The organism is Hanamia caeni (genome assembly GCF_003721595.1).
In the GTDB taxonomy this organism is placed as follows: domain Bacteria; phylum Bacteroidota; class Bacteroidia; order Chitinophagales; family Chitinophagaceae; genus Ginsengibacter; species Ginsengibacter caeni.
This window is the reverse complement of record NZ_RJJR01000001.1, coordinates 344,727-356,495: the sequence shown is the minus strand read 5'-3', so window position 1 is coordinate 356,495 and position 11,769 is coordinate 344,727. Positions and strand designations below refer to the sequence as shown.

General features: G+C 39.1%; 10 protein-coding genes. 8 read left to right on the top strand and 2 right to left on the bottom strand.

Annotated features, from left to right (window positions below):
* Positions 1 to 28: 28 nt before the first annotated feature.
* From EFY79_RS01650 to EFY79_RS01620, 7 genes are all read left to right on the top strand, one after another.
* A complete protein-coding gene (locus EFY79_RS01650; RefSeq protein WP_123118923.1) occupies positions 29 to 988 on the top strand; it encodes a Rossmann-fold NAD(P)-binding domain-containing protein in 960 nt (319 codons plus the stop codon).
* 61 nt (positions 989 to 1,049) lie between these two features.
* Positions 1,050 to 1,265: a hypothetical protein gene (locus EFY79_RS01645; protein WP_123118922.1), complete on the top strand. Its 216-nt coding sequence runs from the start codon at positions 1,050 to 1,052 to the stop codon at positions 1,263 to 1,265.
* Positions 1,262 to 1,618, top strand: a complete 357-nt coding sequence (locus tag EFY79_RS01640) for a type II toxin-antitoxin system VapC family toxin (RefSeq protein WP_123118921.1) — start codon at positions 1,262 to 1,264, stop codon at positions 1,616 to 1,618. The genes EFY79_RS01645 and EFY79_RS01640 overlap by 4 nt, the downstream gene beginning before the upstream one ends.
* A gap of 45 nt (positions 1,619 to 1,663) precedes the next feature.
* A complete protein-coding gene (gene argB / locus EFY79_RS01635) occupies positions 1,664 to 2,458 on the top strand; it encodes an acetylglutamate kinase (protein ID WP_123118920.1) in 795 nt (264 codons plus the stop codon).
* Positions 2,451 to 3,533: a M20 family metallo-hydrolase gene (locus tag EFY79_RS01630; protein ID WP_123118919.1), complete on the top strand. Its 1,083-nt coding sequence runs from the start codon at positions 2,451 to 2,453 to the stop codon at positions 3,531 to 3,533. The genes argB and EFY79_RS01630 overlap by 8 nt, the downstream gene beginning before the upstream one ends.
* Before the next feature lie 126 nt (positions 3,534 to 3,659).
* Entirely contained in the window at positions 3,660 to 5,261 is a 1,602-nt protein-coding gene (locus tag EFY79_RS01625) for a peptide chain release factor 3 (RefSeq protein WP_123118918.1), read from the top strand.
* A 51-nt stretch (positions 5,262 to 5,312) separates the two neighbouring features.
* Positions 5,313 to 5,882 carry a hypothetical protein gene (locus EFY79_RS01620; protein WP_123118917.1) on the top strand — a complete coding sequence of 190 codons (570 nt, stop codon included), beginning with the start codon at positions 5,313 to 5,315 and terminating at the stop codon, positions 5,880 to 5,882.
* A gap of 62 nt (positions 5,883 to 5,944) precedes the next feature.
* On the opposite strand, the gene EFY79_RS01615 is transcribed toward EFY79_RS01620, so the two are convergent.
* Complete coding sequence (locus EFY79_RS01615) at positions 5,945 to 7,420, bottom strand: sugar porter family MFS transporter (RefSeq protein ID WP_123118916.1); 1,476 nt, start codon at positions 7,418 to 7,420, stop codon at positions 5,945 to 5,947.
* A 125-nt stretch (positions 7,421 to 7,545) separates the two neighbouring features.
* The gene (locus tag EFY79_RS01610) at positions 7,546 to 9,969 is read right to left on the bottom strand and encodes a glycoside hydrolase family 2 TIM barrel-domain containing protein (RefSeq protein ID WP_123118915.1); all 2,424 of its coding nucleotides are present in this window, start codon (positions 9,967 to 9,969) and stop codon (positions 7,546 to 7,548) included.
* Positions 9,970 to 10,220: 251 nt separating this feature from the next.
* Here EFY79_RS01610 and EFY79_RS01605 point away from each other — a divergent pair, with 251 nt between their 5' ends.
* Positions 10,221 to 11,753, top strand: coding sequence for a glycosyltransferase family 39 protein (locus tag EFY79_RS01605; protein ID WP_123118914.1), 1,533 nt, complete (start codon positions 10,221 to 10,223; stop codon positions 11,751 to 11,753).
* The last annotated feature ends 16 nt before the right edge of the window (positions 11,754 to 11,769 follow it).

Below are 11,769 nucleotides of genomic sequence, written 5' to 3'. Positions count from 1 at the left end.
TTTTCATCCAACTCAATTTTTTAAAATATTGAAAAACTTTCTTTCAGCAAATGATGCAGGAAATATAGATGACCTCGTACATACTGCATTGCATTTTAAAACAAATCCTTTCTCAAATTCTTCTTTGGGAAAAGGAAAACGTATTGGGCTCCTGTTTTTAAATCCAAGCATGCGAACCCGCCTGAGCACGCAGATTGCAGCTCAAAACCTTGGAATGGAATCGATAGTTTTTAACGCCTCACAGGAGGGCTGGGCATTTGAATTTGAAGAAGGCGCAGTGATGAATGGAACCACCGCCGAACACATTAAAGATGCAGCGCCAATCCTGGGAAAATATTTTGATATCCTGGGAATCAGGACTTTTCCAACATTAAAGGACCGGGAATCGGATTATGCTGAAAAAGTTTTACACCAATTTGTAAAATATTGCGGGATACCTGTAATCAGCCTGGAAAGCGCCACGCTGCATCCGTTGCAAAGCCTGACGGATATCATAACCATTTCATCGCATCTGCCTGTAGAAAACAAAACCAAACCAAAAGTGTTATTAACCTGGGCACCGCACGTGAAAGCTTTACCACAATGTGTTGCCAATAGTTTTGCTCAATGGGTAAACGCATGGGGACATGCGAACTTCGTAATTACAAATCCGGCGGGTTATGATTTGGATGAAAAATTTACCAGCGGCGCAGAGATAATCCATAACCAGGATGAAGCCTTAAAGGATGCTGATTTTGTGTATGTAAAAAACTGGAGCAGCTATCAGGATTATGGAAAAATAATTAACGTAGATGACAACTGGCTGTTGGATAACAAAAAACTGGAGACCACTAATGATGCAAAAGTGATGCATTGCCTTCCTGTGAGAAGAAATGTAGAATTAAGCGACGAAATTTTAGATGGCGGCAACAGCATTATCACTGAAGAGGCTGGAAACCGCGTATGGGCAGCACAGGCAGTTATTCAGGAAATACTTAGAAACGTTTAATACATTCAGTTATTAAATTTCATTAGTATCTTTATAGATAGTCATTCATAAATATAGAAATATGGTTGAAATAATTTTAAAAAATAATCCTGATAAAAATAAAATAAAGGCTTTGATTCTGTTTTTGAAAGCATTAAATATAGAGGCTGAATTAAAAAAAATACCCAAAACAGGTACTACAGGTAAGTCTGAGTTTACCCTGTCAACCGGAATATGGAAGGATTACTCAATAGATGCTGATAAACTTCGTGAACAAGCCTGGAATAGGAATAAATGATACTCTGCGATACAAATATTTTTATAGAAATTTATCGTGATAACAATAAAATTATTGAATCAGTAAAACAAATTGGGCAGCAGAATCTGGCAGTTTCCGATGTTACCCGTGGTGAACTTTTTTTTGGTGCCCGAAATAAAAAAGGATTGCAAGCAATTCATAAAGATATGGATCAACTTGTAGTACTGCCAATTGACACAATCATTTCTGAAATGGCAGTAAAATTAGTAGAAGATTTTAGTCTTTCTCACAAGCTTTCGTTACCCGATGCCCTGATAGGAGCAACAGCAATTTGTTATAAAGTGGAACTATATACATTAAATATTAAGGATTTTAGATTCCTTGAAGAATAAAACTTTTTTCTATTTAAATACTTTTCAATAATTCATAACTCTGTTTTGGAAAAATTATTTGTCATAAAAATTGGAGGCAATGTTATTGATGACGCAAATAAATTGAGCTCCTTTTTGAAAGATTTTTCAAAAATTCCAGATAAAAGAATCTTAGTGCATGGCGGCGGAAAAATTGCAACCTCAATTGGTAATAAATTAGGCATCGTTTCAAAATACATTGACGGCAGAAGAATCACTGATGACGAAACGATTGATTTAGTGACGATGGTTTATGGTGGATTAGTGAATAAAAAAATCGTTGCCAAACTGCAATCTTTTAATTGCAATGCCATTGGAATTACCGGCGCTGATGCCAATTTGATACCGGCAAAAAAGCGCGAAGTAACAGAAATAGATTATGGCTGGGCAGGGGATATTGAAAGCGATAAAATCAATCCCGGCACATGGAAATTATTTCTTGAAAATGACCTAACCCCGGTGGTAGCGCCGCTTACACATGATACAAAAGGCAAAATACTCAACACTAATGCAGATACCATCGCTTCGTCAATTGCCGTGAGACTATCAGATGATTTTGAAGTGAGGCTGATTTTTTGTTTCGAAAAAAACGGTGTATTATCAGACGTAAATGATGAAAATTCAGTCATAGCAAATATTAACCCCGAAAAATTTGCATCGCTGAAAAAAACAAACAAATTATTTGCGGGCATGCTGCCAAAAATTGATAATTCATTTGACGCAATTAATAAAGGAGTAAAGGAAGTGATAATTGGAAATTCATCACAAATTTCTTCTTTAATCAATGGAAGCGGTGGCACCAAACTTTCAATGCATGAGTAAAGCAATAAATATTTCTGATTTATATTTTGATGCAGTTAAATTATTAAAACAATTAATTGCGATTCCATCTTTTAGCCGCGGGGAAGACAAGACGGCAACATGCATTGAAGGTTTTTTTGAAGAAAAAAAAATTGAATGTCATCGTTACTTAAATAATGTGTGGGCAAGGAATAAAAATTTTGACAGTAATAAACCAACTCTGTTACTGAACTCGCATCACGATACGGTAAAACCAAATAAAGGATATACGTTACCTCCCTTTGAGCCAATTGAAAAAGATGGAAAGTTATTTGGCCTGGGTTCCAATGATGCCGGCGGCCCTTTGGTTTCTCTGCTGGCTACCTTCATTTATTTTTTTGAAAAAGACATTCCGTTTAATATTGTTTTTGCTGCAACCGCAGAAGAAGAAGTGTCAGGAACAAACGGCATTGAAATTCTTTTACCCAAATTACCAAAAATAGATTGCGCTATTGTGGGCGAACCCACTTTATTGAATATGGCAATTGCTGAAAAAGGCTTGCTGGTGCTGGATTGTATCGCTCACGGAAAAGCAGGGCATGCAGCGCGTGACGAAGGCATTAATGCCTTATACATTGCGGTTAAGGATATTGGCTGGCTGATACATTTTCAATTCCCAAAAGTTTCTTCTTTGCTTGGCCCGGTTCATATTGCCGTTACCTCAGTGAATACAGAAAACAAAACGCACAACATCGTTCCATCTGAATGCAGCTTTGTTGTGGATATTCGCGTAAATGAATTGTATTCTTTCGAAGAAGTTATTACTGTAATTAACGAAAATATTGAAAGCGAAATTCACCCACGCTCTGTAAGACTACAATCTTCTTTTATCAGCGAGACGCATCCTTTGGTAAAAGCCGGTAAGCAGGCAGGACTTTCTTCTTATGGCTCTCCCACCTGTTCGGATATGGCTTTGATGAATTTTCCGGCGTTGAAAACCGGCCCTGGAGATTCGGCACGCAGCCACACTGCTGATGAATTTATCTTTTTAAATGATATTGAAGAGGGGATAAAAACTTACATTGACCTGCTGAAATTGTATGGTGAAAATTTATAGTATCTTAGGTTTTACAGGCATTACATTTTCAAATTAGCACATTAGCAAATTGGCACATTAGCATTTTTTCACATTTTCACTTTAGCACATTAGCTTACCTTCGCAGCCAAAATTTTTTGAAGCAGCATGCAGGCGGAAGTAAATACAAAATTGGCTAACGAAATAAAAAAACGCAGGACATTCGCTATCATCTCACACCCGGATGCAGGCAAAACCACTTTAACAGAAAAGTTTTTGCTTTTTGGTGGCGCGATACAAACCGCAGGCGCGGTGAAAAGCAATAAAATCAAAAAACACGCAACATCAGATTTTATGGATATCGAGCGGCAGCGCGGCATTTCCGTGGCTACTTCCGTGATGAGCTTTGAATACAAAGATATTTTGATTAACCTTCTCGATACGCCGGGCCACAAAGATTTTGCTGAAGATACTTATCGTACATTGACTGCTGTTGACAGCGTGGTGCTGGTGATTGATTCTGTAAAAGGAGTGGAAGAACAAACAAAAAGGCTGGTGGAAGTATGCCGCATGCGTGATACGCCTGTGATTGTTTTCGTCAATAAACTCGACCGTGATGGAAAAAACCCGTTCGATCTTTTAGATGAAATAGAAGCGGAATTAAATATTCAATTGCATCCGCTAAGCTGGCCTATTGGCATGGGTAAAGAATTTAAAGGCGTTTATAATTTGTATGAAAAAAGCCTTCTTCTTTTTACACCGAATCAAAAAATTACGGAAGAAGATGTTCCTATCGACAATATCAACGATGAAATTGTGGAACAAAAGTTGGGCACTAAAGATGCTGCCCGGTTGCGCGAAGATGTTGAACTTATCGATGGCGTTTATGGAGAACTGGATCAACAAAACTATTTAGACGGCAAGGTGGCTCCTGTTTTTTTTGGAAGCGCTATCAATAATTTCGGCGTAAAAGAATTGCTGGAAACCTTTATTAAAATTGCGCCTTTGCCCCAGGAGCGCGAAGTAACCACAAGAGTAGTTGAACCGTATGAAAATAAATTCAGCGGATTTGTTTTTAAAATTCACGCAAACCTCGATCCGCGGCACCGCGACAGGATTGCATTTTTAAGAGTTTGCGCGGGAAAATTTGAACGCAATAAATACTTTCATCATGTACGGCTGAGCAAAAATGTGAGGTTCAGCAATCCATATTCTTTTTTAGCACGTGATAAAGACATTATAGAATCTGCGTTTCCCGGAGATGTAGTAGGCTTGTTTGACACCGGGAATTTTAAAATCGGCGACACGCTTACAGAGGGAGAAGATTTTTATTTCACCGGCATTCCTTCATTTTCCCCGGAATTATTTAAAGAAGTGGTTAATAAAGATCCGATGAAAACAAAGCAGCTTGAAAAAGGCTTGCTTCAATTAACGGACGAAGGCGTAGCCCAGTTGTTTACCCAATTTGGCGGCAACAAAAAAATTATTGGGTGCGTTGGTGAATTGCAATTTGAGGTAATTCAATATCGCCTTTTGCATGAGTATGGCGCGTCGGTTCAGCTTAATTCGCTCCCCTACTACAAAGCCTGCTGGATTACATCAAAGGATCCAAAAAAGCTGGAAGAATTTATCAAATTTAAATCCTCAAACATCGCCCGCCATAAAGATGGGCTGTTGGTTTATCTTGCACAAAGCGAATGGTTCTTAAATACCGAACGCACCAATAATCCCGACATTGAGTTTCATTTTACCAGCGAGATTCATAAGTAGGTGCTCTTTTGATTATCGGTTAGAAAATATATTTTTGTAAAAAACAACTGTATGAGATTTATAATAAGCTTATCCGGATTTATTTTCGTTATTTGGTCTTTATCTATCACTACTGGTCTAAGTTCCTGCACAAAGGAAAAAATAGTTTTTGATACTGTAACTGTTATCAAAAAAGATACAGTCATTAAAAAAGACACAGTTTTAATTAAAGATTCTTCTTTTTCTAAAGCGTTACTTACAGCCTATCCCTGGAAAACAACTGAGTTACGCGCAGTATTTGGAGGAGACTCTATTTATTTTTCACGGGGTGGAACTAACAACACTGTTGGTTTTGGAGATCGCTCCCTTGAGATTTACACATTTTATCCTGATGGCACCGGCTCTTTATTGGATGGCCTGAACGGTACACACATTATTAAGGATTGGCAGTTTGTAAATTCAGATAATACAAAACTCACTTTTCTCATAACTACCACATCTTCGCCATCATCAAAAAGTTACCTGATAACATGGGAAAACATAAGGTATAAGGCCGGCAATATTTTTACAGATGAGTATTGGTTTGATAATAAAGTTGACAAGTATTATCATGGCCAGGCCATTCGGTACCAGGCAAAATAAGTTTCAGGTTTTCCTGTAAACGTCAATATCCAGCTAAGAAAGTTTGCAGAAAACTTTGCAATTTAATTTTTTAATGCTCTTGGTTTTCCGCCCAAACGCCAGTGAGCTTCGATTTTTTCCAAAGCAATTCCTTTCGTTTCGGGGATGTAAAAATAACCCCAGAAAATTCCAATAATTCCTATGGCAGCATAAAACCAAAAAGCGCCGGCAGGATTGCCATTATTAACCGCTTGTTCAGAAAATGTATTGGTAGCTGCATCATAAACACTCTCATGCGTGATAATACCGCTGCCCGCGGCAGTCAGTAGCTTCACGATTTTGAAAAAAGTAAAGGCAACAATGCCATTAAACAGCCAGTTGGATAACGAGCCGATAGATGAACCGATTCCCCTGACACGAAGCGGAAAAATTTCTGAAATGATCAGCCATCCGAGAGGACCAAGGCTTATCGCAAAAAAAGCGATATAGACCCACACAAAAATAATGGCAAGCCATTTCCCGGTATCTCCAAGGCTGTCATGAAAGGCAAATACAAACCCCAGGGCAATCAGTGAAGCTACAATACCGCTTAAGCCAATGAAATAAAGTTTCCTCCGGCCCAATTTATCAATCATGAATAAAGAAAGAACTGTGAAAGCCACATTCACAACGCCGACACTTACAGCGCCCCAGATTCCTGCGCGTGCGCCTTCAAATCCGGCAATCATAAATATTTTGGGGCTATAATAAATAACAGTATTGATGCCCACAAATTGTTGAAAAAACATAATGCCTGCAGAAATGATTAACGCCTTTCGAAGCCATGGCCTGAACACTTCGCGCAAATTTGGCTTTTCTTTTGACCTCTCTATTTCTTCTTTCATACGCGCCATTGATTCATCTATAAGAGCGGGCTCTTCAATTCTTCTCAAAATGCGCAGGCTTTCTTCTTCACGGCCCTTGCTCATTAGCCACCGCGGTGTTTCGGGCAAAAAGAACATTCCGATTAATAAAATAAATCCGGGAATAATGCCCGCATAAAACATGGGCCGCCACGATTCAACATCATTGTTATTGGCAAAAGCGAGATCGCTCAAATAAGAAACGAGGATGCCAATTGTAATCAGTAATTGAAACAACGATACCAGCCGTCCGCGGATATGTGTGGGAGAAATTTCAGCAATATACAAGGGCACAGAAAAAGAGGAAATCCCGATTGCGAGACCTATAAATAACCGGGAAAGAATCAGTAACGTTGGATTGGGCGCCCATCCAGACCATGCAGCACCCAAAACAAAAATGACAGCCGCAGCCAGGATAGTTTTTTTTCTTCCGAAAATATCCGACAATCTTCCGGTAAACATAGCGCCAATAACGGCGCCCGCTAATCCGGCGGTAGTAATGTTTTCAACCATGCTGTTGCTTAGCTGGAAATCCTGTTGAAAAAACGGAATCGCTCCTGAAATGACGCCTGTGTCAAATCCAAATAAAAGGCCGCCGGTAGCGGCTACTGTTGATATAATGGTAACAAGATTTTTATTGTAACTTTTTTCTTTCATATGATGAAAGTACTGATTATTATAAAAAGAGTTTTATTTCCTTATGTTTTCTAAATACCAAATAACTTCTCCTCTTAACAGTAAAGCAATATTTAGCCGCAATTTTTATTTTTTTATTTAACCCTTTATTGCGCTTGTATCATAAATTGCGCTGGCTGTAGTCCCGGCGAAGATGCTTTTAAGATTATTTTCCCTGCCTGTTTTTTTGATTTGATAATCACCATGCATTTTCCCTGCCAGGCCTTGCGCTGAGGCAGTTGATAGCTTTCAACACTCACAGGATTAGCATTGCCCACACCGGCGATGGTTCCCGGCCCTTCAATTTCGAAATGGACCAGGTTTTCCGCATTAGGGTTGAGCTTTCCTTTTTTATCAACTAACTCAACCGTAACATAACTTAAATCCTGGTTGTCGGCACTTATAACTTTTCTATCTGCAGAAAGATGAATGAGCGATGGCTTTTCTGCTGTATTTAAAATATAAGTATTTACTTTTTTACCATGGTCATATCCAATTGCCTTCAACTGTCCGGGTTCAAAAGGAGTATGATAAACCGCCATAAATTTTGTTGACCGGTTCGTGTTTTTTTTGCCTAATGATTTTCCATTTAAAAATAATTCAACTTCATCGCACGAAGAATAGACATTGATTTCAAAAAGCGCATCCGGGTTCTCTTTCAATGAATCGGCATTTAAATCAAAGCTCCAGTTTGAGATTACATCCTCCCAATTCCATTTGCTCCACTCTGATTTTTTTGTGTTCACGGGAAACGAAGGATGAAGTGGTTTGACAAAAACAGAAAGCTGATTCTTTTTCCAAAGTGCATCCCGGTAAAAAGATTGTGGGCGCTTCCATCCACAAATATCTATATCGCCACACCAGGCAAGGTTCCAGGGATAAAATAAATTTTTGGATTGGGGATATCCGTACCAGCCAATACTTGATTCACCGATGTAATCATATCCCGTCCACACGAAATCGCCAATGATCCAGGGATGATCCACCACATTCATCCAATAATCGAATTGCTCCAACGCATACGATTCCGTTGCTACCATAATACGGCCAGGCTTGCGCTGGTGGTCACTTACATATTTATCCTTCGCATAATTATATCCGGATACGTCAAGGGCAGCAAAAAAGGGATCTTTTTTATCCGAAACACTGTTTGCCGCAGCAGTAACGGGTCTTGTATTATCAAGTGAACGAACGTAATTAGCCAAAAGCTTTGCTGTATCAGCAATTGAAGGCCTGTCCATTCCGGGGATTTCATTGCCGATGCTCCACATAATGATGGAAGGATGATTCCGATCACGAAGCACCATACTTTGCAAATCGCGCTGCCACCAATCTTTAAAATACACATGATAATCGTCAGGATTTTTCCCTTCTGTCCAACAGTCAAACGCTTCGTCAATTACTAACATACCCAAGCTGTCGCACGCCGCTAAAAAGGCCGCAGCGGGAGGATTGTGAGAACAACGAATGGCATTAAATCCACTGGCTTTCAATAAGGCCACACGGCGAATTTCTGCACGGTCGAGCGACTTTGCGCCCAGCGGCCCGTTATCAATATGGAAACATCCACCTCTTAATTTCATCGGCTTATCGTTGAGCATAAAACCATTTGTAGCATCAAAAGAAATCTTGCGGATTCCAAAGGCGGTAGTTTGCTGATCTGTTTGTTTGCCGTCTACGTAAAGTTCGATGATAGCATTATATAAATGCGGAATTTTTGTTGACCATAAATCCGGGGATTTCACTGACATTCTGTTATTGAAATGAGATGAATTATTCGCTGCAATCGTTTGCCTGTTGGATGCCCTTGCTACCTCAACACCTTTTGGATTTACAATCCTGGTGACTACCGTGACGTTTGCTGCAGCGTTCGTTTCGTTCACTACAACGATACCCGCATTTATTTTGGCTGACGCGGGGCTTACCTCAGGCGTGGTTAAAAAAGTTCCCCATTGAGCGACATGAACCGGGCTGGTTTGTATCAGCCATACATGCCTGTTAATTCCGGAACCCGCATACCAACGGCTGTTTGCCCCGACATTCTTTACCTGCACGGCAATCACATTTTTTCCATTCCTGTTGACTTTATCAGTAATGTCATAATAAAAAGAAGTGTATCCATATGGATGATTGCCCAAATGCGCACCGTTAATCCACACATCCGCGTTCATATACACACCATCAAACAAAATAATAATTCTTTCATCGGCGCCAGCTGTTTTAGGTTTACGACCAACTAACGGTAGCGTAAACGTTTTTCGATACCAGCCAATACCGCCCGTGGTGAAACCAACGCTGACACCATTGATGGCATCAGGACTAAAAGGCGATTGAGTGCCTGGCAAATCTTCAATGCTCCAATCGTGAGGAAGATCAATAGTTCTCCAATCGCCATCATTATAATTTATTTGACTGGCATTCTCTACATCACCGCGATGAAACCGCCAGCCGTCATCAAATAAAATTTTTGTTTGTGAAAAACATTGAAAGGATACAACTATACAAACAAGCAAAAGTGATTTCTTTTTCATAAAATAGTTGATGTTTTATTATCGCTTTTCACAAGAAAGTCTTGATTGATTTTATCAGCAATACAATTTTTACTGCGCATAAGAAAGAATTGCATTATAAATTGGAAAAGGTAACGAATTTTATTTTTGAAAATAAAAAATGAAATATTTGTTTATTTACTAAGGAAAAGTAGGCATACACGACCATTGTTTATTAAGTCCTTCTATTTCGATCCATCAGTAAAAAAAAATACGCATAAATTATTTTAAAAATGAAAAAGGAAAAAAGGATTTTATATACACTTGCAGCAATTAAATTTATTCTTCCATTCCTTTTGCAAAGCTCTTATTATTCGCTCCAAAGAGATGAGTTTCTTTATCTTGCTGAAGGCCACCACATGGCCTGGGGCTACATGGAAGTGCCGCCGCTGCTGTCGGTATTCGCATGGATAACCAATATTTTTGGCGCCGGAATGTTTTGGGTTAAGCTCTGGCCATCGCTTTTTGGAGCGTTAACGTATTTAATGGTAGGAAAAATAATTCTTTCTTTTAATGGAAAATGGCTTGCCCTGGTGCTGGGATTTCTGCCATTTATTTTCGGAGCATATCTTCGTATTCACTTCCTTTTCCAGCCTAATTTTTTAGAAGTATTTTTCTGGACTATGATAGCCTTTAGCATATTGCGGTTTATACAAACCCAACAAAATAAGTGGCTTTATATTTTTGGGACCTGCTGTGGCCTCGGTATGCTTAGTAAATATTCAGTTGCTTTTTTTATTATAAGTGTTTTACTTGCTTTGCTCATTTCAAGCCATAGAAAAATATTTCTAAATAAGCATTTTTATTTTTCATGCATCCTTGCATTCGTGATCTTTTTGCCCAATCTTTTATGGCAAATTCATTACGGCTTTCCCGTTATCACGCACATGGAAGAACTACACCAGTTTCAATTACAATATGTAGAGCCTTCCGGATTTTTATCAGACCAGATTTTAATGAACCTGCCTTGTGTGTTTATCTGGATTGCGGGTTTGTATTTTGTAATCTTCCGGGAAAGGGAATATCAAATTTTTGCATGGGCATATTTAATCGTAATTGTATTGCTGCTTTATTTCCAGGGTAAAAGTTATTATGCGCTGGGTGCATATCCCATTTTATTTGCTTTTGGCGGTGTGCAACTGGAACGCTTTGCCACGCTGCATTTTAAAGCGTGGACATTTGCATTTATTGCCATACCTGTTGTGGCCGGAACTTTTATGATTCCGCTGTTGCTGCCTGTATGGAAGCCACAAAAGCTTGCGCAGTTTTATGGAAAGGCACATTTAGAAAAGACCGGGCTTTTGAAATGGGAGGATTTGAAAGACCATCAGTTGCCCCAGGATTTTGCAGACATGTTGGGATGGAAAGAAATGGCGGCTAAAACAGCTAAAGCGTATTCTTCACTAACCAAACGCGAAAAAAAGCAGACGTTCATTTTTGCTGATAATTATGGCCAGGCCGGAGCTATCAATTACTATCGAAAACAATACGATCTTCCAACGGTTTACAGCGCCAATGCAAGTTTTCTTTATTGGCTGCCTGAAAACGTGCAGGTTTACAATATGATTTTAATAACTGACGACGAAAATGAAATGCAACGCCCCTTCCTGAAAGATTTTACTACAGCCATTTTGAGTGATTCTATAACTGATAATTATGCCAGGGAAAAAGGCTCGCTGATTTTAATTCTGAAAGGCGCCAACAATAAATTCAATGAACTGTTCAGTCAAAAAATAAAATCGGCAAAAGAAAAATTCAGGCATTAAACTTTCTTTCTGACAA

Coding starts and splice junctions, on each gene's coding strand:
- EFY79_RS01645 (WP_123118922.1), top strand. CDS start 1,050: ATGGTTGAAATAATTTTAAAAAATAATCCTGATAAAAATAAAATAAAG.
- EFY79_RS01640 (WP_123118921.1), top strand. CDS start 1,262: ATGATACTCTGCGATACAAATATTTTTATAGAAATTTATCGTGATAAC.
- EFY79_RS01630 (WP_123118919.1), top strand. CDS start 2,451: ATGAGTAAAGCAATAAATATTTCTGATTTATATTTTGATGCAGTTAAA.
- EFY79_RS01625 (WP_123118918.1), top strand. CDS start 3,660: ATGCAGGCGGAAGTAAATACAAAATTGGCTAACGAAATAAAAAAACGC.
- EFY79_RS01620 (WP_123118917.1), top strand. CDS start 5,313: ATGAGATTTATAATAAGCTTATCCGGATTTATTTTCGTTATTTGGTCT.
- EFY79_RS01615 (WP_123118916.1), bottom strand. CDS start 7,420: ATGAAAGAAAAAAGTTACAATAAAAATCTTGTTACCATTATATCAACA.
- EFY79_RS01610 (WP_123118915.1), bottom strand. CDS start 9,969: ATGAAAAAGAAATCACTTTTGCTTGTTTGTATAGTTGTATCCTTTCAA.
- EFY79_RS01605 (WP_123118914.1), top strand. CDS start 10,221: ATGAAAAAGGAAAAAAGGATTTTATATACACTTGCAGCAATTAAATTT.